Origin of the sequence: Reyranella sp. (assembly GCF_004297265.1) — a bacterium.
In the GTDB taxonomy this organism is placed as follows: domain Bacteria; phylum Pseudomonadota; class Alphaproteobacteria; order Reyranellales; family Reyranellaceae; genus Reyranella.
This window is the reverse complement of record NZ_SCUT01000054.1, coordinates 141,646-161,758: the sequence shown is the minus strand read 5'-3', so window position 1 is coordinate 161,758 and position 20,113 is coordinate 141,646. Positions and strand designations below refer to the sequence as shown.

General features: G+C 67.2%; 18 protein-coding genes. 8 read left to right on the top strand and 10 right to left on the bottom strand.

The features are described from left to right. Together EPO41_RS24635 and EPO41_RS24630 are read right to left on the bottom strand one after the other, a co-directional pair. Positions 1–1,215, bottom strand: a complete 1,215-nt coding sequence (locus tag EPO41_RS24635; RefSeq protein ID WP_296331190.1) for an acyl-CoA dehydrogenase family protein — start codon at positions 1,213–1,215, stop codon at positions 1–3. Positions 1,216–1,332: 117 nt separating this feature from the next. Continuing rightward, on the bottom strand, positions 1,333–2,544 hold the full coding sequence (locus EPO41_RS24630; protein ID WP_296331188.1) for an acyl-CoA dehydrogenase family protein: 1,212 nt from the start codon (positions 2,542–2,544) through the stop codon (positions 1,333–1,335). Between the two features lie 99 nt (positions 2,545–2,643). Between EPO41_RS24630 and EPO41_RS24625 the strand changes: the two genes are divergently transcribed. Next, the gene (locus tag EPO41_RS24625; protein WP_296331182.1) at positions 2,644–3,972 is read left to right on the top strand and encodes an FAD-binding oxidoreductase; all 1,329 of its coding nucleotides are present in this window, start codon (positions 2,644–2,646) and stop codon (positions 3,970–3,972) included. Positions 3,973–4,032: 60 nt separating this feature from the next. On the opposite strand, the gene EPO41_RS24620 is transcribed toward EPO41_RS24625, so the two are convergent. Genes EPO41_RS24620 through EPO41_RS24605 form a run of 4 tightly spaced genes read right to left on the bottom strand, consistent with a single transcriptional unit; the run spans position 4,033 to position 7,053 of the window. After that, positions 4,033–4,482 (bottom strand): cupin domain-containing protein, encoded by a 450-nt coding sequence (locus tag EPO41_RS24620; RefSeq protein WP_296331179.1) that lies wholly within the window; start codon positions 4,480–4,482, stop codon positions 4,033–4,035. After that, entirely contained in the window at positions 4,479–5,339 is an 861-nt protein-coding gene (locus EPO41_RS24615; RefSeq protein WP_296331176.1) for an alpha/beta hydrolase, read from the bottom strand. Before EPO41_RS24615 ends, EPO41_RS24620 begins: the two co-directional genes overlap by 4 nt. Before the next feature lie 49 nt (positions 5,340–5,388). Beyond that, the gene (locus EPO41_RS24610; RefSeq protein WP_296331173.1) at positions 5,389–6,063 is read right to left on the bottom strand and encodes a glutathione S-transferase family protein; all 675 of its coding nucleotides are present in this window, start codon (positions 6,061–6,063) and stop codon (positions 5,389–5,391) included. A gap of 21 nt (positions 6,064–6,084) precedes the next feature. Next, positions 6,085–7,053, bottom strand: coding sequence for a tripartite tricarboxylate transporter substrate binding protein (locus EPO41_RS24605; RefSeq protein ID WP_296331170.1), 969 nt, complete (start codon positions 7,051–7,053; stop codon positions 6,085–6,087). 161 nt (positions 7,054–7,214) lie between these two features. Between EPO41_RS24605 and EPO41_RS24600 the strand changes: the two genes are divergently transcribed. The 3 genes from EPO41_RS24600 (at position 7,215) to EPO41_RS24590 (ending at position 9,687) form a co-directional block, all read left to right on the top strand. Continuing rightward, positions 7,215–7,523, top strand: a complete 309-nt coding sequence (locus EPO41_RS24600; protein WP_296331167.1) for an EthD family reductase — start codon at positions 7,215–7,217, stop codon at positions 7,521–7,523. Between the two features lie 85 nt (positions 7,524–7,608). Next, positions 7,609–9,300, top strand: a complete 1,692-nt coding sequence (locus tag EPO41_RS24595) for an amidase family protein (RefSeq protein ID WP_296331164.1) — start codon at positions 7,609–7,611, stop codon at positions 9,298–9,300. A 3-nt stretch (positions 9,301–9,303) separates the two neighbouring features. Continuing rightward, positions 9,304–9,687 (top strand): TfoX/Sxy family protein, encoded by a 384-nt coding sequence (locus tag EPO41_RS24590; protein ID WP_296331161.1) that lies wholly within the window; start codon positions 9,304–9,306, stop codon positions 9,685–9,687. On the opposite strand, the gene EPO41_RS24585 is transcribed toward EPO41_RS24590, so the two are convergent. Continuing rightward, positions 9,684–11,279 (bottom strand): gamma-glutamyltransferase family protein, encoded by a 1,596-nt coding sequence (locus EPO41_RS24585; RefSeq protein WP_296331335.1) that lies wholly within the window; start codon positions 11,277–11,279, stop codon positions 9,684–9,686. The two genes, EPO41_RS24590 and EPO41_RS24585, sit on opposite strands and share 4 nt — an antisense overlap. Before the next feature lie 149 nt (positions 11,280–11,428). On the opposite strand from EPO41_RS24585, the gene EPO41_RS24580 reads away from it, so the two are divergent. Beyond that, entirely contained in the window at positions 11,429–11,866 is a 438-nt protein-coding gene (locus EPO41_RS24580; RefSeq protein ID WP_296331158.1) for a D-Ala-D-Ala carboxypeptidase family metallohydrolase, read from the top strand. 7 nt (positions 11,867–11,873) lie between these two features. On the opposite strand, the gene EPO41_RS24575 is transcribed toward EPO41_RS24580, so the two are convergent. The 3 genes from EPO41_RS24575 to EPO41_RS24565 all read right to left on the bottom strand — a co-directional run bounded on the left by EPO41_RS24575 (position 11,874) and on the right by EPO41_RS24565 (position 16,624). Beyond that, positions 11,874–12,854, bottom strand: a complete 981-nt coding sequence (locus EPO41_RS24575) for a divergent polysaccharide deacetylase family protein (protein WP_296331333.1) — start codon at positions 12,852–12,854, stop codon at positions 11,874–11,876. A 198-nt stretch (positions 12,855–13,052) separates the two neighbouring features. Then, on the bottom strand, positions 13,053–15,707 hold the full coding sequence (locus EPO41_RS24570) for a bifunctional acetate--CoA ligase family protein/GNAT family N-acetyltransferase (RefSeq protein WP_296331155.1): 2,655 nt from the start codon (positions 15,705–15,707) through the stop codon (positions 13,053–13,055). 32 nt (positions 15,708–15,739) lie between these two features. Next, positions 15,740–16,624 (bottom strand): EamA family transporter, encoded by an 885-nt coding sequence (locus tag EPO41_RS24565; RefSeq protein WP_296331152.1) that lies wholly within the window; start codon positions 16,622–16,624, stop codon positions 15,740–15,742. Positions 16,625–16,727: 103 nt separating this feature from the next. Between EPO41_RS24565 and EPO41_RS24560 the strand changes: the two genes are divergently transcribed. From EPO41_RS24560 to EPO41_RS24550, 3 genes are all read left to right on the top strand, one after another. Beyond that, entirely contained in the window at positions 16,728–18,410 is a 1,683-nt protein-coding gene (locus EPO41_RS24560) for an AMP-binding protein (protein ID WP_296331332.1), read from the top strand. A gap of 35 nt (positions 18,411–18,445) precedes the next feature. Continuing rightward, the gene (locus EPO41_RS24555) at positions 18,446–19,408 is read left to right on the top strand and encodes a hypothetical protein (RefSeq protein ID WP_296331150.1); all 963 of its coding nucleotides are present in this window, start codon (positions 18,446–18,448) and stop codon (positions 19,406–19,408) included. Positions 19,409–19,497: 89 nt separating this feature from the next. After that, a complete protein-coding gene (locus EPO41_RS24550) occupies positions 19,498–20,103 on the top strand; it encodes an aminodeoxychorismate/anthranilate synthase component II (RefSeq protein WP_296331147.1) in 606 nt (201 codons plus the stop codon). The last annotated feature ends 10 nt before the right edge of the window (positions 20,104–20,113 follow it).

Here is a 20,113-nt window from a genome sequence, read left to right as displayed (position 1 = left end):
CTAGAGACCGAGCATCGCCTTGGCGAGCACGTTGCGCTGCACTTCCGACGAGCCGCCGTAGATCGTGGTCTTGCGGGTGTTGAAGTAGCGCGGCGAGACGTCATCGACATATTCGCCACCCACCGGCACGACGTTGCTGTCGTAGTTACGCAGTTCGGTGAAGGGCGTGCCGTACCAGCCCACCGCCTCGACCGCGAGTTCGGTCACCTTCTGGCCGACCTCGGTGCCGCGCATCTTCACGACCGAGCCCATGTTGCCCGGCGCATCGCCGGTCTTGAGGCTCGAATAGAACATCAGCTCGTTCATCTCGATGGCGTCGATCTCCATCTCGACGGCGGCCATCTTCTCGCGCCACTGCGGATCGCCCGAGAGCGACTGGCCCTCGTTCATCTGCGTCTTCGAGAGCGTCTGGAGATGGCGGAAGGCCTTGCGCAGCCGCGGGCCGAAGGCCTGCCCGCCACGCTCGAACTCGAGCAGGAACTTGGCGTAGGTCCAACCCTTGTTCTCCTCGCCGACCAGGTTCTCGACCGGCACCTTCACGTCGGTGAAGAAGACCTGGTTGACCTCGTGCCGCATCGGCGTGCGCGTGCCGTCGACCAGGTAGATCGGGTCGAGCGTGATGCCCGGCGTCTTCATGTCGATCAGCAGGAAGGAGATGCCCTCCTGCCGCTTGCCCTCGTTGGAGGTGCGCACCAGGCAGAAGATCCAGTCGGCGAAATGGGCGTTGGTCGTCCAGATCTTCTGGCCGTTCACAACGTAATGGTCGCCCTGGCGCTCGGCCTTGGTGCGCAAGGACGCGAGGTCCGAACCGGAGCCGGGCTCGGAATAGCCCTGGCACCACAGCTCCTCGGCCGCGGCGATCTTGGGCAGAAAGCGCTTCTTTTGCGCCTCGCTGCCGAACTTCATCAGGACGGGCGCCACCATCTTGATGCTGAACGAGGAGAGATAGGGCGAATCGGCGCGCGCCATCTCCATCTCGAAGATGAACTTCTGCGTCGAGGTCCAGCCCGGCCCGCCATATTCCTTCGGCCAGTTGGGGCAGAGCCAGCCCTTGCTGGCCAGCTTCTTCTGCCACTGCAACAGCCGCTCCTTGGAGACGTGGCTGCTGCGGCTGCGGCGGCTCTCCTCCGCCACTTCCGGCGGCATGTTGGCGGTGATCCAGTCGCGGACTTCCTGCTGGAAGGCCAGTTCCTGATCGTTGAAGGCTAGACGCATGGTTTCTCTCCTGACCCCTCCACCCCGTCGGGGCACCTCCCCATTTGAATGGGGAGGCGGGGAAACTTCATTGCCTCCCCATTCAAATGGGGAGGTGGCGCGTAAGCGACGGAGGGGTCAGAGCCCCAGCATCACCTTCGACATGATCCCGCGCTGCACTTCCGAGGAGCCGCCGTAGATCGTCATCTTGCGCCCGTTGAAGTAGCGCGGCGCCAGCACGTCGGCGCCCTCGGGGCCGATTGGCTCGACATTGGCGTTCCAGGCGCGCTGTTCGGGGAACGGCTGGCTGTAGTAGCCGGCGGCCTCGACGGCGTATTCCTGAACCTGCTGCATGACCTCGGTGCCACGCAGCTTGATCATCGACGAAAGCGGGCCCGGATTCTGGCCCGCCGCCAGCTTGGAATAGAACTCCTGCTCGAACATTTCGAGGCCGGAGATCTCGATGTCCATGCGCGCGAGCTTCTCGCGCCAGGCTGCGTCGGCCAGGATCGAGTCCTCGCCTTCCGGCATCGCCTGCGCCAAGCGCTTCAGGCGCTCGAAGCCCGAGCGCAGGCGCGGGCTGTAGGGATTGCCGCCGCGCTCGAACTCGAGCAGGTACTTGGCGTAGGTCCAGCCCTTGTTCTCCTCGCCGACGCGGTTCTCGACCGGCACCTTCACGTCGGTGAAGAAGACCGAGTTCACTTCCTGCGTGCCGGCGCGGTTGCCGTCGGCGGTGATGATCGGCTCGACCGAGATGCCCGGCGTCTTCATGTCGATCAGCAGGAAGGAGATCCCCTCCTGCGGCTTGCCCTCGTTCGAAGTGCGCACCAGGCAGAAGATCCAGTCGGCGGTCTGCGCCAGGGTCGTCCAGGTCTTCTGGCCGTTGACGATGTAGTAGTCGCCCTCGCGCACCGCCTTGGTGCGGAGCGAGGCGAGGTCGGAGCCCGAGCCCGGCTCGGAATAGCCCTGGCACCAGATCAGGTCGGAGTTCAGCATCGGCGGCAGGTGGCGCGCCTTCTGCTCGGCCGAGCCGTACTTCATGATCACCGGCGCGCACATCTTGGGGCCGAACGGCGAGGTGCCGGGGGCGCCGGCCTTCGCCATCTCCATCTCGAAGATGTACTTCTGCGTCGTGGTGAAGCCCGGGCCGCCGAATTCCTTGGGCCAGCCGGTGCACAGCCAGCCCTTCCTGGCCAGCCGCTTCTGCCAGTCGATCAGCCGCTCCTTCGGCATGTAGGCGTTCCGGCCGACCTTGATCTCGCCGACGATCTCGGGCGTCAGGTTCTCCTTCAGCCAGTCGCGCACTTCACTCTGGAAGGCGAGTTCTTCCTTGCCGAACGTCAGATCCATTGGGGGCTCCTCTTGTGCGGCGGAAGGTACCGCGCCGGGTTCCGGCGCGTAAAGCGTGCGATACACTGTTCCGCAGCGCGTACAGTCCCAGGAAGGCCGATGTCCCCACCCGTCCAACCCGTCGTCAGCGACGAGAAGCTCCCATCAGCGGCAGAAATCGTGGTGATCGGCGCCGGCATTGCCGGCAGCACCGCCGCCTATTGGCTGGCGAAACGCGGCCACCGGGTCGCGCTGCTCGACAAGGGCGTCATCGGCGGCGAGCAGACCAGCCGGAACTGGGGCTGGTGCCGCCAGCAGCATCGCGACCTGCGCGAGCTGCCGCTCGCCATGAAGAGCCTGGAGATCTGGGGTGACCTCTCCCGCGAGGTGGGCGCCGAGACTGGCTTTCGTCGCACCGGCCTCACCTATGTCACCGATCGCCCTGGCGATTTCGACCAGTGGGAGGAATGGACCCTCAAGGCGCGCGAATACCAGATGCACAGCCGGGTGTTGAGCGCCGCCGAGGCCACAGAACTCACGCCCGGCAGCACCGGCCACTGGATCGGCGGCGTGCATTCGCCGACCGACGGCCGCGCCGAGCCGTCGCTGGCCGGTCCAGCCATCGCCGAGGGCGCACGCAAGCATGGTGCCACGCTTCACCAGAACTGCGCTGCACGCGGCCTCGACATTGCCGGCGGCAAGGTAGCCGGAGTCATTACCGAGCACGGAATCATCCGCACGCAGACGGTGCTGCTGGCGGGCGGCGCCTGGAGCTCCCTTTTCTGTCGCCGGCACGATCTCCGCCTCGCGCAGGCCAGCGTACGTTCGACCTCCTTCGCCACGATGGCGGCGCCTGAGGTGACGGATGGCGGCCTGTCCCTGCCCGACGTCACGATCCGCCGCCGCCTCGACGGCGGCTATACGGTGGGTTTGGGCGGACGCGGCCTTGTCGAACTGTCTCCGCAGGGCCTGCTCTATGCCCGCCAGTTCTGGCCGACCTTCAAGAAGCGCCGCGCCGGCCTCACCTTCGGCATCGGCCGCTCCTTCCTCGAGGGACCGGAGTCCTTCGCCAACTGGTCGTTCGACCTCGAGTCGCCCTTCGAACGCCAGCGCACGCTCGATCCCGCCGCCGATCCCGTGCTCGTCCAGCGCGGCCTCACGCGGCTCGGCGATCACTATCCGGCGCTGAAGGGCTTGAAAGTCGCGCATGCCTGGGGCGGCCTGATCGACTCGACGCCCGACGGCATCCCGGTGATCTCCGCCGTCGATCCCCTGCCCGGCCTCTTCCTCTCGACCGGCTATACCGGCCACGGCTTCGGCATCGGTCCCGGTGCGGGCCGGCTCGCGGCGGACCTCATCGCCGGTGACCCGCCCATCGTCGATCCCGCGCCCTTCCGCTACAGCCGCATGATCGACGGCACAGACCTGGGCGCGCCGGGAATGATGTAGCTCGGCAAGCACCTTCGTCATCTCGACCGGAGCGCGCTCCGGTCGAGATGACGGAAATTCCTAGTAAGTCGTCCCTGTCGGCCCGTAGCCCGTGATCTGCAGCACGACCGGCGAGTCGCGCGTCTCGGCGAAGTGCGGATCGGACGGTGGCTCGGTGTAGAAGCTGCCTGGCGGTAGCGCTTTCAGCGCAGCAGCATCGAAGACCTTGCCGTAGCCGAAGTACCAGGTGCCTGAGATCACCGTGCCGATTCGATCGTCGGGGTGCGTGTGGGCCGCGATCCGCGTGTTGGCCGGGATGCGCAGCATGATCGTGTAGAGGCCGGGCTTCGTCGGGTCGCCCTTGAGGACGACAGTCTGGATGGCGGCGATGCCGGAAGTGCCCGCCCCGGCCGACGCGGCCGTGGAGAAGTCGAACTCGGCCGGCGGCTTGCGCTGCTGGGCCGGCGGATCGGCCGCCAGCGCGCCCGTCACGACGAACGCCAGGAGTGACGCGAGGACAACGCGCCTCATAGCCCGAGGAACTTCGTCACGAGCGCGACGGTCGCCTCCGGATTCTCTTCCATGATCCAGTGGCCGGCATTCGGCACGACGCCTTCCGTGACATCGCTGGCGGCGAACCGCATCACCGCAGCCATCGTGAGGCCGAACGACTTCTCGCCGCCCAGCGCCAGAACCGGCATGACGAGCTTGGTCTCGGCGAAGCGCTTGTTGTCGATCTCGTCCTGGGCGAAGGCCGCGAACTGGGCGAATCCTGCGCGCATGCCACCGGGCTGGGCATAGCGCGCGGCGTAGAATGCGCGTGCCGCCTCGCCGAACCTGGCCGGATCGGCGGAGAACTCGTTCCAGAAGCGGTCGAGATAGATGCGCTCCCGCCCCGCCACCAGCCGCTCGGCGTCGGGGCCGCGGAAGTTGAAGTGCCAGAGGAGCGGATTGCGCAGGATCTGCTCCCATGGGCCGATGCCGGGCAGCGGCGCATCGATGACGACGAGCTTCTCGGTGTCGTTGCGATATTGCGCGGCATAGGCGTAGGCGACCATGTTGCCGATGTCGTGGGCGACGATCGCGGCGCGACCGATGCCCAGGGTCTGCAGGACTGTTCTCATGTCCTGTGCCTGCGTGGCCTTGTCGTAGCCTGCCTCGGGCTTGGACGAGAGGCCGAGCCCGCGCAGGTCGGGGGCGATGACGGTTCGCGTCGCCATCAGCGCGGCCGCCATCGGCCCCCACATCTCGCTGGTCTCGCCATAACCGTGGAGCAGCAGGACGGCAGGTCCCTTTCCGCCCACCCAGACGTGAATGTCAGCGCCTTTCGTGGCGATCTGCTGCGCACGAAACCCGGCCGGCAAGGCCGGAACACTCGATTCGGTCATGTAATCGATGTGCGCCCCGGCCGTGCCGATGTCGAGAGACAATCGGGTTTCAGGCGACCTTCTTGCCGAGGTGCGGGAACATCGCGAGCTTGGCCGCCTCGTCCATCTCGGCCTTGAAGGCGTGCTTGTCCTTGAGCGCGAGCGCCCGGGCGGCCGCCGGACGAGCGTTGATTTCGGCAAGGTGACGCTGGACGTTGGGGAACTGCTTGGGCGCCTCGGCTCCCAGCACGAAGGGGATCAGGCGCGACCAGCCCCACACCGCCATGTCGACGATGCTGAAACTGTCGCCGCACATGAATTGCTGCTTGCCAAGCCGCGCCTCGAGGATACCCCAGTGGCGCTGCGCCTCGAACGTGTAGCGGTTGACGGCGTATTCCTTGGGTTCGGGCGCGAAGTTGCGGAAGTGTACGGCCTGGCCCGAGTAAGGCCCGATGCCCGACGCCACGAACATCAGCCAGGAGAGCATCTCGCCCTTCTTGGGCGGCAGGAACTTGCCGGTCTTTTCGGCGAGATAGAGCAGGATCGCGTTGCTGTCGAACACCGTCTCGCCGTCGTCGACGATCGCCGGCACCTTGGCGTTCGGATTGATCGCCAGGTATTCCGGCGCGTGCTGCTCGCCCTTGCGGGTGTCGACCGGCACGAGCTCGTACGGCAGCTCCATCTCTTCGAGGCAGAGCGCCACCTTCATCGGGTTCGGCGCCATGTTGTAATAGAACTTGATCATTACTCTACTCCGTCCTTCACACTATTCCGGCTTGGCGCCGGACTGCTTGATGATGGGATCCCAGAAGGCCATCTGGTCATCGTAGAACTTCTTGGCCTGCTCGGGCGTCGAATCGACCAGCTCGATGGCGAGCTCGTCGGCTTTCCTGACCATGTCGGGCTGCTTCAGCGCCTGGTTGAAGGCGGCGTTCAGCCTGTCGATGATCGGGCGCGGCGTCTTGGCCGGGGCATAGACGGCGTACCAGGTGTTGATGGCGTAGTCGAAGCCCATGGACTCCTTGATCGTCGGCACGTCCGGAAGCTGCTTCAGGCGCTTGTCGGAAGCGACGCCCAGCACCCTCACCTTTCCGCCGTCGATGAAGCCCTTGCTGGACTGCAAGGTGTCGATCTGGAAACCGTGGCGGCCGGCGATCATGTCGACCATGCCCGGCGCCGAGCCGCGATAGGGCACGTGCAACGCGTCACCGCCCGCGCGGCTGGCGAACAGGTAGCTCGCGAGATGGATCATCCCGCCATTGCCGGACGAGGCGTAGGAATACTTCCCGGGATCCTTGCGCAGCATGCCCACGAGTTCCGGCGTGGACTTGGCTCCGTCGATCGGCGCCAGCAGGATCAGCGGCACGCTCGCCACATAGGCGATGGCGGCCAGACCGTTCACCGGATCGTAGCCGAGCTGCTTGCCGTAGAGGGCGGGCGCCATCGCCATGGTCGAGGCGCTGAACAGGATCGTGTAACCGTCGGGTTTGGCGTCGGCGACCATCGCGGTGCCGATGTTGCCGGTGGCACCCGGCTTGTTCTCGACCACGACCTGCTGGCCCAGGATTTCCGAGACGCGCGGCGCCAGGAGGCGCCCGACCACGTCGGTTGGCCCGCCGGCCGCGAAGGCGATGATCATGCGGATCGGCTTGTCGGGGTAGGTCTGCGCGGCGGCAGGCGCTGCCAGTGCCGTCGCGGCGAGCGCGGCGAGAGCGCCCCGTCGTGTGAACTTCATCGTTTCCCCCATTTGTTCCACTCTTTTGCCGGAGTTTAAGGCGGGGCAGGCGGCATGCAACGGAGGCGGGTCGCGTGGCGAACCTCACGATGGCGCGAGGAGCCATTGACTGTATCCTTCCGTCGCTCGTCAGATGGGCATCTCAAAGGGGGAGAAAGCCGATGGCAAAGCTCGTGGTTCTCTACAACAAGCCCGCCGATGCGGCGGCCTTCGATGCTCACTATTTCAACAAGCACGTGCCGCTGGCCAAGACGATCCCGGGCCTGCGTTCCTACGAGGTCAACGACGGTCCGGTCGGCACGCCGCAGGGACCGGCGCCTTATCACCTGGTGGCCATCCTGACCTTCGACTCGATGGCGGCGATCGGCGCGGCCTTCGCCTCCAAGGAGGGTCAGGCGACGGCAGGCGACCTCGCGAACTTCGCCCAGGCCGGCGCGCAACTGCTGATGCTCGAGACCCGCGAAATCTGAACGTCGGGTGGCGGCGCCAGGCATCTGCATCGTGTAAAGATGCTCGCGCCGCCAATCTTGGCGGCAGAAATCACAGGTGACTGCCGTGACCGAACCCACCAAGGGCGCCAGGCCGCCGTCCGATGGCGGCCTCAAACGCCGCGAACTGGCCATCATGCCGGCCATGCTGGGCGTGGTGGGTTCGGGAGCGGCCTCGGCGCAGTCCGCGATTCCCGTCGACAATGCCTCGCTGTCGGACCTGCAGCAGGCGCTGGCGCAGGGCAGGATCACGTCGAGCGCGCTGACCAGGGCCTATCTGGCCCGCATCGAGGCCTATGACCGTCAGGGGCCGGGCCTCAACTCCGTGCGGGTGAGCAATCCCGATGCCCTGTCGATCGCCGCCGGCCTCGACGGCGTGACGCCGTCGGCCAAACAACCCCTCGCCGGCCTGCCGATCCTGGTGAAGGACAATATCGCGACCGGCGACAAGCAGCCCACGACCGCGGGCTCTCTCGCTCTCGATGGCGCACAGACCAAGGACGATGCGCCGGTGATCAAAAAGCTGCGCGAGGCCGGCGCGGTGATCCTCGGCAAGGCAAACCTCACCGAGTTCGCCAACATCCTCGCGATCGGCATGCCGTCTGGCTACAGCTCGATCGCCGGCTATGTGCGGAACCCCTACTCGCCCAAGCTGATGGCCAACGGCGCGCCGGTCGTGTTGCCCGGCGGCTCCAGCGCCGGCTCGGCGGTCGCCGTTGCGGCCGGCCTCTGCGCCGCTTCCATCGGCACCGAAACCTCGGGCTCGCTGCTGAGCCCCGCCACCCAGAACGGCCTCGTCACGGTGAAGCCGACGGTCGGCCTGATCAGCCGCAGCGGCATCATCCCGATCTCGCACAGCCAGGACACGGCGGGTCCGATGACCCGGACGGTGCGCGATTCCGCGATCCTGCTGAACGTGCTGGCGGCGCGCGATCCGGCCGATCTGGCGACGCAGTTGCTGCAGCGCCCGCAGGACTATACCGCGGACCTCGACAAGGATGGCTTGAAGGGCGCGCGTATCGGCGTACCGAGCGATCCCGACGATCCGCTCAACGATCCCTTCTATGGTCCGCTCTCCCTGCGGGGAAAAGAGGTGATGGCGCAGGCGATCAGAGTGCTGGAGGACCTCGGCGCCACGGTCGTGCGCGCCGCCATTCCGGCGATCGGATGGATCGGCGGGCCCGGTACCACGATGGCGGTGCTCAATCGCAATCCGCTCGGAATGAACAAGGGCACGCCGGGCACCGCGTCGGTCGTCTTCCTCTATGAGCTGAAGCGCGACCTCAATCTCTACCTGCGAGACTGGGCGACCGGTACGCGGATGAAGACGATGGCCGACATCATCGCCTTCAACGCCGAGAACGCCGACAAGGCGCTGCGCTACGGGCAGGACCTGTTCCTGGCCGCCGAGGCGACCCGGGGCGATCTCTCCGAGCTGGAATACAAGTCGGCGCGCGCGATGGACCTGATGGCCGCCAAGGAGCGCGGCATGGATGCCTACATGAGCCAGCATCGACTCGACGCCGTGGTGTTTCCCGGCGCCAGCGGCTCCACGATTGCCGCCAAGCCGGGCTATCCCAGCGTGCAGGTCCCGGCCGGCTTCGTCTCCGGCGTCGGCAAGACGGAAACGCCGGATTACCCGCTCGGCCTCACCTTCGCCGGCCGCGCCTGGAGCGAGGCCACGCTGCTGCGCCTCGCCTATGCCTACGAACAGGCGACGAACGCCCGTCGTCCGCCGCCGGATCTGCCGGCGCTGTAACGGATGGTCGCGAGCGACGGCTTCGCCGAGTTCCTGCGTGAGCAACTGGCCCCGCTCGGCCGCATCACGACGCGGCGCATGTTCGGCAAGACGGGCGTGTTCTGCCGCGGGCTGATGCTGGGCATCGTCAGCGACGACACGCTCTATCTGCGGGTCGACGACCAGAACCGCACCCTGTTCAAGGAAGCCGGGGCCGCACCGCCTCTCAGCTACGTGAAGAAGGGCGTCACAATCGATCTCGCCTACTGGCCCCTGCCCGACCGTCTGCTCGACGAGCCCGACGAGTTTCTGATCTGGGCGCGCGCGGCACTGGCGGCCGCGCGACGCGTCGCGGCGGCGCGGGAGAGATCTGGCAAGAAAAGCTCCGTCAGCCCGCGGCGCACTTAAACCGCAATCACCACGCCGTCGTGGCCAGGATCGGCGCCGCCATCGAGGCCATCCTCGTGGATGCGGATGCCATGGACCGCGGCGAAGCCGAAGCCGTAGGGGCTGCGGACGACCGGATAGCCCAGCCCCTGCAGCTCGCGCTCGACCCGGCCCTGGATGCGATTGGAGATGTCGATCGAGTCCGAGGTCGCCGAGAATCGTGGCGCGCTGACCGCCTCGACCATGGTCATGCCGAAGTCGAGCGCGTTCAGGATGACGTGCAGCACGCCCATGGCGATCTGGGTGGCGCCCGGCGCGCCGATGATGAGGTGCGGCTTGCCGTCCTTGAAGAGGATCGACGGCACGACGGAGCTGAAGCGCGCCTTGCCCGGCGCGATCGAGCCGGCGCGGCCGGGGCGCGGATCGAACACGCCCATGCAGCCATTGTACATGAAGCCCAGGCCCGGCGTGATCACGCCCGAGGGCATGCCCAGCGAATGGGTCATGGTGAAGCAGTTGCCGTCCTTGTCGAGGACGGAGATGTGCGTCGTGTCCTTGGAGACCGCGCCGGAGTTGAAGCGCGTCACGCTCGCCTTCTCGCCGCGCGCAATCTCGCCCGCCATCGCCTTGGCATAGGCTTTCGAAGTCAGCTCCCCGACCGGCACGGTGACGAACTTCGGATCGCCGACCTTTGCATCCTTGTCGATCGTCGCCCGCTTCATCGCCTCCGCCACGATGCGCAGATGCTCGGTGGAGCCATGCTCGAGCGCGCCGATGTCGAAGTTCTCCAGGATGTTCAGCATCTCGATCAGCATGACGCCGCCACCCGGCGGCTGGTTGGTCGAGACCTTGTAGCCGCGATAGTCGCCCCACAGCGGCGCGTTGCGCACGGTCTTCCAGGCCTTGAGATCGTCGATCGACAGCAGCGCGTCGTTCTTCTTCATGTCCTCGGCGATCGCGTGAGCGATTTCGCCGGAATAGAAGACGTCGGCCCCGCCCTTGGCGATGGCGCGCAGGGTCTGGCCGTAGTCGCGGTTCACGACCCGGTCGCCCACCCGCTTCGGCACGCCGTCGGGCCGGCAGTAGAGTTCGCGCGCCGCGGGCGTGAAACCGGTGCGCTCGAAATTGGGGGCGCGACCGAAGGCGCCGTCGTCGGCCCACCAGAAATGGACGTGCGGCCGCACGGTCCAGCCGCTCTCCGCCCAGGCGATGGCCGGCTCGACGATGCGCGACCAGGGCAGGCTGCCGTGCTCCTTGTGCGCGTCGTAGTACATCTTGAGATTGGCCGGCGCGCAGATCGACTTGTAACCGATGTCGTTGACCCTGCCCTTCAGGATGAAGCCGTAACCGTCGCGGGCCTCGCTCTCGATCAGGTTGGCCCACATGTCGGGCCGTGCCGCCAGCGGCGCCGGCGCATGGGCGTCGATGTAGCCGTGGAACTTCTTGCCGGGCATGAAGATGCCGCAGGAGCCGAAGCCTGCGATGCCGCACATCTGCGGATCGACCACGCCCTGCACAAGCGCGCAGGCGATGCCCGCATCCACGGCGTTGCCGCCCTCGCGCAGCACGTCCGCGCCGGCCTCCGTCGGCTCGGGCTGCGGGGCCACGATCATCGCCTGCTTCCTGTACCGCACGTCGCTTCCTCCTCATTCTTTTCGGCAACGACCATAGCTGAGCGGAGAGCCGGCCGTCTTGCCTCCGCTCTTGTCGCGGCTGCCGCGCCGTGTACCATCCCCTGAGTTGATTGAAGGCGGGGGCACTCATGCAACTTAGCGCGCATTTCTTCCTGGCCGAGTTCACGATTTCCAGCAAGGCATTGTCGATGGGTGTCGAGAACACCCCGACTCCGGAGCATATGGTCAATCTGCGCAGCCTGGCGGAGCAGATGGAACTCGTCCGGGCCCTGTTTGACCGCCCGATCGAGATCACGAGCGGCTATCGCAATCCCGTGGTGAACGCAGCGGTCGGCGGCGTGCCGAACTCCGACCATGCGCTGGGCCATGCCGCGGATTTCCATGTCGACGGTTTTCACGACCTCGATGCGGCCAGGAGAATTCGGGACAGCGAGCTGAAGTTCGATCAGCTCATCTACGAGAAGAACCGGTGCGTTCACGTCAGCTTCCACCCGCGCATGCGGCGACAAATACTCCGCCAGCCGGGAGGACCGGGCTCGCCGATCCATACCGGCCTCGAGCCCTGACGGCGGATCAGTCCCAACCGTTGCGCTTGCGCAATATCGCGGTCGAAGGCGCGAGCGCGAGGCCCTTGCCCTGCAGCGTGGGCAGCCACTCCGCCAGCGCCTGAAGGGTCGAGTCGTGCGGATGGCCGATCGCCACGACGAAGCCCTGCCGGCGCGCCACCGTCTCCGTCTCGGCGAGCTTGCGCCGCACCGCCTCGACGGTGTCCTCGTCGTCGAGAAAGACGTGGCGCACGATCGACGGCACGCCGATCTCCTGCGCCGTCTGGTCGCCCACCGACTGCGGGCTGGTCCGCGAGTCGAGGAACATCAGGCCGCGCGGCTTGAGCTGGCGCATCACCAGTTCCATGTCGGGACGATTGGCGGTGAAGCGGCTGCCCATGTGGTTGTTGATGCCGACATAGCCGCCGAAGCTCTCCAGCGCGATCAGCAGCTTCTGACGCAGCTCGGCGTCGGACATCGACACCATCAGGGCGCCCGGTCCGGGATCGTTGCGGCCGCTGGGTTCCATCGGCATGTGCAGCATCAGCTCGTGACCCCGCGCCCGCGCCGCGCGTGCCTGCTCGGGCAGGTCCTTCGCGTAGGGCAGGAACGACATGGTCATCGGCCCCGGTAGTTCCCATGCACGTCTGGAGCGTGCGCGGTCGAGGCCGACATCGTCGATCACGATCGCGACCAGCGGCTTGCTCTTGAGATCGCGGAAGGGCACGGCATTGCGGCGCCAGGTCTGTTCGGCCTGGAAGGTGGCGGCGACCTTCTTCACCGGCGGCTTTTCCTCGAGGGTCGGCATCGGCTTGCCAGGCTCGGCCTCGGTGTATTTCGGGAAGTCCGGCAGCTCCTCGATGCGCGCGTATTTCGGCGCCACGGCCGGACCCGTCGCCGCGGCGCTGCGCTTCATGTCCTCCAACGTGTCGCGAGCCACGCGCTCGCTGCCCCGCAAGTCGAGTCGTTCGGCGATCCAGTAGCCGCCGAGCACGCTGCCCGCGAACATCAGGATCACGCCGATGACGATCGAGTACCAGCGATGCGCTGCGACCCAGGCAGAAAGCCCGTCGAAACGGGCGCGAAGGCGATCCGCGAGGCCAGGCGGCCGCTTCGGACTCCTTCTGTTCGTCTTCCCGCTTCTGTTCTTCCTCGACGCCATCTCAGCCTTATGCCCTAACCTCTTGGCGTAGGCCACTATTTGGCCTCAATTCAGGCTCGTGAGCGACTTCACGACCCGGATGTCGGGCTCGCCCGAGCGCCCGCTCTCGCGGCGGAAGCCGACCTGCTTGGCGAGGTCGAGCATCTTGCGGTTCTCGCGCAGCACGTGACCGACGACGCGCTTCACGCCGCGCGCCTTGCCATAGTTGAGCACGTGCCGCAGCAGCAGTTCCCCATAGCCGCGTCCTTGGCGATCGGACGCGACGGTGAGCGCGAATTCGGCCTGCTGGAAATCGGGATCGGCGACGAGTCGTCCGACGCCCACCATCTCGTCGCCATCGAGCAGGACGAACGCCATCTCGCGGTCGTAGTCGATCTGCGTCAGTCTTGCCGCGAGCTCGTGGCTGAGTTCACGCATGGGGCCGAAGAAGCGCATGCGCACATCCTCGGGCGTCAGCCGGCGCGTGAAGGCCTGCAGCGTGGGTTCGTCGTCGGGCCGGATCGGACGGATACGCAGCTTCTCCTCGCCATGCTGGATCTCGGCCTCGAGTTCCACCGGATAGGGCCGGATGGCGAAGCGGGCCGCCCGCTCCTGCCCTTTCTTCGGATGGTTCACCACGATGCGTGCATCGAGCGCCATCACCCCGTCGGCGTCGGCCAGCAGCGGATTGATGTCGAGCTCGGCGATTTCCCCGACATCGGCGATGAGCTGCGACAGGCGCACCATGGCGGCGCCCACCGCCTCCCGGTCGGCCGGCGCGCGGTCGCGATAGCCGCGCAGCAGGCGGTCGACGCGAGTGCGGCTCAGCGCATCCTCGGCCAGCACGGGATCGAGCGGCGGCAGGGCCAGCGCCTTGTCGTCGATCACCTCGGTGGCCACGCCGCCATGGCCCACCAGCAGGATCGGCCCGAACACCGGATCCTCGGCGGCGCCCAAGATCAGTTCGACGGCATGCGGCCGGCGGATCATGGGCTGGACGACGAACCCGTCGATCCTGGCCTTGTTGGCCAGCACCAGGATCTTGCCCGTCATCTCGCGGACGGCATCGTGCACGGCCTGCTCCGACGCCAGGTCGAGCGAGACCCCGCCAACGTCGCTCTTGTGAGTGATGTCGCGCGACAGCAGCTTCACGGCGACGGGGAAGCCGATGCGCACCGCAATGGCCGCCGCCTCGGCGGCGTCGCGCGCGATTTCGGTCGGTACGACCGGAATGCCATAGGCCGCCAGTACCCGCTTCGCCTCCGGTTCGGTCAGCACCTTGCGCTTGTCGGCCAGCGCCCCCTGCACGATCGACCGCACGAGCGCCGTATCGGACCGCAGATCCGGCACAGAGGGCGGCGTGCGCTGCAGCGCGCGCTGGCCGCGGCGATACTCGACGATGTGCATGAAGCCGCGGACCGCGCGCAACGGCGTATCGTAGGCGGGAATGCCCGCGTCGTGCAGCACGTCGCGACCGGCCTGGGCCTCGCGCCCGCCGATCCAGCAGCCAATCACCGGGACGACCTTGCGCCCGGCGGCGCCGGTGATGGCGCGCGCCGCGTCGATCGACGAGGTCAGCGACGTCGGCACGTTCATGGCGAGGACGGCACCGACACCGCGATCGTCGGCCAGCCCGTCGAGCGCGGCGGCATAGCGCGGCCCGTCGGCATCGCCCACGATGTCGACCGGGTTGGCGCGCGACCATCTCATCGACATCTGCTTGTCGAGCCGCGCGATGGTCGTCGGCGACAGCGTGGCCATTTCACCACCTTCGTCGATCAGCAGGTCGGTGGCGATGATTCCGACACCGCCGCCATTCGTCAGGATCGCCAGGCGCTCGGTGCGCGGGGCGATGCTGTGGCCCAGCGTCTCCGCCGCATCGAACAGTTCGCCGAGACCCAGCACGCGCACGAGGCCCGCGCGCGCGAAAGCCGCGTCGTAGACGGCGGCCGATCCCGCCATGGAGCCGGTATGCGAGGCCGTCGCCTGGGCGGCCGCAGCATGACGGCCGCCCTTCAGCACGATCACGGGTTTTATGCGGGCGACGCCGCGTGCCGCCGACATGAACTTGCGCGCCTGGGTGATGCCTTCGACATACATCAGCACCGCGCGCGTATCGGAATCGCGCGCCAGCATGTCGAGCACGTCACCGAAATCGACATCGGCCATGTCGCCCATCGAGATCAGGTGCGAGAAGCCGATACCCTGCGCCACGCCCCAGTCGGCGAGGCCGGCCAGCACGGCGCCCGACTGGGCGACCGCGGCGATGCGCCCGGCCTTGAACCGGGTCGGGCCGAAGCTGGCATTGAGGCCGAGGCGTGGAGCGGCGTAGCCGATGCAGTTCGGTCCGATGATGCGCAGCAGGTAGGGCTGGGCCGCGCGCAGCAGCCGCTGCCGCCACTGGGCATTGACCGATGCGGCATCGGGACCGTTGCCGGGGCCGGAACTGATCACCACGGCGGCCCGCGTCCCCGCCTCGCCCAGCGCCACGATCAGGCCGGGGATGGTCGCGGCCGGAGTCATGATCACGGCGAGGTCCGCCGGTCCGGGCAGATCCGACACCCTGCGGAAAGCCGTGCGGCCGGCGATCGTGCCGCCCTTGCGGTTGACCAGGTGGATTTCACCCTGGAAGCCGCCGGCCAGGACGTTGCGCGTAACCGCCGCGCCGACCGAGCCGGGACGTTCCGTGGCGCCGATCATCACGACCGAGCGCGGGGACATGAGTCTATCGAGATTGCGGGTCGACATGCGCTCTAGAAGAGCGCCGGACCATTCATCAGCACAAGCCCTGAAACGATCACGAACGCCGCAGCCACCCGGCGGCCCCCGAACGGCTCGCCGAGGACGAGGGTGCCGATCAGCGCCCCGAACAGTACCGACGTCTCACGCAGCGCCGCGATATGGGCCATCGGTCCCAGCGCCAGCGCGTAGATTGCGATGCCGTAGCCGGTGTTGGCGATCACGCCCCCGCCGACGCCGCGATACCAGGTCTTCTTCATGTGCGCCCAGACCGTCGCCGGCCGCTTCCAGAAAGCGAGCACCAGCAACCAGGGGCCTTCGAGCACGGCGAGCCACGCGATGTAGGAGATACGGTGCTCGAGCGTCTCGCCGGCGGCCCGCACGCCCATGCCGTCGGAAATGATGTAGCCTGCGATGGTGATGCCGGTCAGGACCGCGAACAGGGTCGCGAGCCCATGGCGGCTGCCCGGCCGCGGCACGATGTTCTTCAGCGGCAGCGCCAGGGCCACCAGGCCGAAGCTCAGCAGGAACACGCCGATGATGTCCTGCGTCCGGAGATGCTCGCCGATCACCCGGCCCGACACCAGCGCGACCAGGAGCGGCCCGAGGCCGCGCGCGATCGGGTAGGTGTGGCTGAGATCGCCGTAGGAATAGGCTTTCAGCAGGAAGAAGTAATAGGCGACGTGGATCGCGACCGAGAGGAAGAGGAATTTCCACGCCCCCGGCTCCACCAGGGGTACGAAGGGCACGATGCAGAGACCCATCACCGTGCCGGTTGTCATGATCAGGCCGAAGGTCGCGAGCCGGTCGGACTGATCCGCCTTGAGTATGGCGTTCCATGTGGCGTGCATCAGCGCTGCTGCCAGCAGCAGTGCGACGATCAGGGGCTCGACGACCAAGGGGGCGACTTTCTTCTTGTTGCCCTCACCCTACGCCCGTGCCCAAGATCGTGAAAGGGCGGAAACGAGAACGAGGCATGCGATGACGGGCGGGACGTACACGATTGGGGCGTACAAGGCGGCGCGCGAATTCCTGCTGGGCCATCGCGGCGACTACGCGACGGCCTATCGCGATTTCCGCTGGCCCGAGATGGATCGGTTCAACTGGGCGCTCGACTGGTTCGACGGCGAGCTGGCGCGCGGCCCCCTCGCGAACCAGCCCGCGCTCAAGATCGTCGGCGACGGCGCGGCGAGCCTCACCTTTGCCGAGCTGTCGGAACGCTCCAACCGAGTGGCCAACGGCCTGCGGGCGCTTGGCGTCAAGCGCGGCGACCGCATGCTGTTGATGCTGGGCAATGTGGCGCCACTGTGGGAAGTGATGCTCGCGGCGATGAAGCTCGGCGCCGTCGTGATCCCCGCCACCACCCAGCTCACACCGGTCGATCTCGCCGACCGCTTCGAGCGTGGCCGCGCGCGCCATGTCGTGGCCGCCGCCGGCGAAGCGGCCAAGTTCGACGGTTTCGACAAGAGCCTGACGCGCATCGCCGTGGGTGACGCGCCGGCCGGCTGGCATTCGTACGCCAAGCTGCTCGATCATCCGGCCGAGTTCACACCGGACGGCCCGACCCATGCCGACGATCCGATGCTGCTCTACTTCACGTCGGGCACCACGGCGAAACCCAAGCTCGTTCTGCATTCCCACCGGAGTTATCCGGTAGGCCATCTCACCACGATCTTCGTGCTGGGCCTGCGGCCGGGCGACGTGCATCTCAACATCTCCTCGCCGGGCTGGGCCAAGCATGCATGGAGCTGCTTCTTCGCGCCGTGGATCGCGGGCGCCACGATCTTCATCGCCAACCAGCCGCGCTTCAACGCGCGGTACCTGCTGGACGCCGTCGTCGCCAACAGCGTGACCACGCTCTGCGCGCCGCCGACCGTGTGGCGCATGCTGATCCAGGAAGACCTGAAGTCCTGCAAGACCTCGCTTCGCGAAGTGCTGGCGGCCGGCGAGCCGCTGAACCCCGAGGTGATCGAACAGGTCGAGAAGGCCTGGGGCCTCACCATCCGCGATTTCTACGGCCAGACCGAGACCACGACCCAGGTCGGCAATCCGCCCGGCCAGCCGATCAAGCCCGGCTCGATGGGCCGCCCGCTGCCCGGCTACAAGATCCGCCTGCTCGACGCCGACGACAAGGATGCGGAGGAAGGCGAGATCTGCATCGACCTCTCCGCACGGCCGGCGGCGCTGATGCAGGGCTATCAGCAGGATGACGGCTCGATCGCGCCACTCACCGGCGCCGTCTACCGCACCGGCGACGTCGCATCGCGCGATGCCGAGGGCTACCTGACCTACGTCGGCCGCGCCGACGACGTGTTCAAGGCGTCGGACTACCGGATCAGCCCCTTCGAGCTGGAAAGCGTGCTGATCGAGCATCCGGCCGTGGCCGAAGCCGCCGTCGTGCCCGCACCCGACGCGATGCGGCTAGCCGTGCCGAAGGCCTACATAACCCTGACGGCCAGCGGCAAGGCCGACCGCGCCACCGCGCTTTCCATCTTCCAGCACCTGCGCGGCCGCCTCGCCCCGTTCAAGCGCGTCCGCCGCCTTGAATTCGCCGAGCTGCCCAAGACCATCTCCGGCAAGATCCGCCGCGTCGAACTGCGCCGCGACGAGGAAAAGCGCGCGGCGGACAACCAGCGCGGCGCAGGCGAGTTCCGGGAGGAGGATTTCCCGGAGCTGGCGAAGTAAGATCGGGCGTCGAGGCTATAGCGGGAGGCGCCAGGATGTCGGGACGGATCGCACTGGGTGCCGCAGTGTTGGCCTTGATCGGATGGGCGGCGGAAGCCGCGCCCATTCCCGGATCGGTTCAGGTATTGGGGAGCTGGATCGTGCAGGCGGACAACGATGCCAGCGGCAAGTTCGCCTACTGCGATGCCACCCGCGACGGCGGCGGCGCCCTGGTGCACATCGGCCAGTCCGCGTCGGGCAGCTGGCAGATCGGCTTTACCAACGCCGGCTGGCAGTTCACCGTCGGGCAGGATGTCCCGGTCACGCTGTTCATCGATCGCGTGCCCTATCCGCTCGTGCTCCGCACGTCGAGCGCCACGACGTTCTCGACCTCTTTGCCGGACACCACGTTGGTCGACACCCTGCGCCAGGGAAACATGCTCTCCCTTCAGCTCGGCGCCGTGTACACGACCTTCCCCCTCGACGGCAGCGCGGCCGCGATCAATGCGGCCGCCTCGTGCCAGCAGGGCTACGCCGCGAGCGCTGCGCCGCCGTCCCCATCGCCTGCGGCTCCCGCGGCAACGCCCCCACCGGGTGGGATGCCGCCCGAGGTCGCGCAGGAAGTCTCCAGCCTGCAGGGCAATTGCCAGGTGATGAACAAGACGCCACCGCCAATTGGCGACTACGTCACCCGTATCGGACTGACGGGTAGCGGCATCGACGACTGGCTGATCAATACCGGCGGTATCGCCTGCGCGGGGTTGACCGGTGGCGGCGGTGGCGGCTCCATGGTCGAGATTTTCATCGGGCTGCCGAACGGTCACGCTCGCAAGGTCTTCGCGCGCTACGCCCTCGGGGTGGAGATCCGCGGCAGCACCGTCTGGCTGGGAAGCAGTGGCGACCAATGTCGCGGCTCCGCCGCCGCGCCCTCCGCGCCGACCAGGACGTGTCAGGTTCCGCTGATCTGGAACAAGGGCACCCAGCGGTTCGACGAGGGATCGCCGACCGCCGCGCGGTGAGCGACCGTCGGCGGATCGGCGCTGCCCGCGGCCTGCAGGAAGCGCCTGAGCCCCTATGAGAACGTACGCCGAACCGCTATTATCTTGTCATGCTCCTCCTGATCGATAACTACGACAGCTTCACCTACAACCTCGTCCACTTCCTGGGCGACCTCGGCGCGCGTTGTGTCGTGCATCGCAACGACCAGATCACGGTCGACGAGGCGCTGGCGCTGAAGCCGGCCGGGATCGTGCTCTCGCCCGGCCCCTGCACGCCCAACGAGGCCGGCATCTGCATGGACCTGATCCGCGCCGCCGCGAAGGAACAGGTGCCGCTGTTCGGCGTCTGCCTCGGCCACCAGGCGATCGGCCAGGTGTTCGGCGGACATGTCGTGCGAGCGCCCGAGCCGATGCATGGCAAGCTGTCTGGCATCGCCCACAAGAACCAGAGCGTGTTCGAGGACGTGCCCTCGCCCTTCCAGGCGACGCGCTATCATTCGCTGATCGTCGATCGGAAGGACTTCCCCAAGGACCTCGAGGTGACCGCCGAGACCGGCGACATCATCATGGGCCTGCGCCACAGGACCTTGCCGATCCATGGCGTGCAGTTCCACCCCGAGAGCATCGCCTCGGAGCACGGCCACAAGATCCTCGAGAACTTCCTCAAGATCGCGGGCGACCACCCGAGCCAGCAGAGCAAGAAAAAGGCGGCCTGAGCCGCCGGAT

Coding starts and splice junctions, on each gene's coding strand:
- EPO41_RS24635 (WP_296331190.1), bottom strand. CDS start 1,215: ATGCGTCTAGCCTTCAACGATCAGGAACTGGCCTTCCAGCAGGAAGTC.
- EPO41_RS24630 (WP_296331188.1), bottom strand. CDS start 2,544: ATGGATCTGACGTTCGGCAAGGAAGAACTCGCCTTCCAGAGTGAAGTG.
- EPO41_RS24625 (WP_296331182.1), top strand. CDS start 2,644: ATGTCCCCACCCGTCCAACCCGTCGTCAGCGACGAGAAGCTCCCATCA.
- EPO41_RS24620 (WP_296331179.1), bottom strand. CDS start 4,482: ATGAGGCGCGTTGTCCTCGCGTCACTCCTGGCGTTCGTCGTGACGGGC.
- EPO41_RS24615 (WP_296331176.1), bottom strand. CDS start 5,339: ATGACCGAATCGAGTGTTCCGGCCTTGCCGGCCGGGTTTCGTGCGCAG.
- EPO41_RS24610 (WP_296331173.1), bottom strand. CDS start 6,063: ATGATCAAGTTCTATTACAACATGGCGCCGAACCCGATGAAGGTGGCG.
- EPO41_RS24605 (WP_296331170.1), bottom strand. CDS start 7,053: ATGAAGTTCACACGACGGGGCGCTCTCGCCGCGCTCGCCGCGACGGCA.
- EPO41_RS24600 (WP_296331167.1), top strand. CDS start 7,215: ATGGCAAAGCTCGTGGTTCTCTACAACAAGCCCGCCGATGCGGCGGCC.
- EPO41_RS24590 (WP_296331161.1), top strand. CDS start 9,304: ATGGTCGCGAGCGACGGCTTCGCCGAGTTCCTGCGTGAGCAACTGGCC.
- EPO41_RS24585 (WP_296331335.1), bottom strand. CDS start 11,279: ATGATCGTGGCCCCGCAGCCCGAGCCGACGGAGGCCGGCGCGGACGTG.
- EPO41_RS24580 (WP_296331158.1), top strand. CDS start 11,429: ATGCAACTTAGCGCGCATTTCTTCCTGGCCGAGTTCACGATTTCCAGC.
- EPO41_RS24575 (WP_296331333.1), bottom strand. CDS start 12,854: ATGTTCGCGGGCAGCGTGCTCGGCGGCTACTGGATCGCCGAACGACTC.
- EPO41_RS24570 (WP_296331155.1), bottom strand. CDS start 15,707: ATGTCCCCGCGCTCGGTCGTGATGATCGGCGCCACGGAACGTCCCGGC.
- EPO41_RS24555 (WP_296331150.1), top strand. CDS start 18,446: ATGTCGGGACGGATCGCACTGGGTGCCGCAGTGTTGGCCTTGATCGGA.
- EPO41_RS24550 (WP_296331147.1), top strand. CDS start 19,498: ATGCTCCTCCTGATCGATAACTACGACAGCTTCACCTACAACCTCGTC.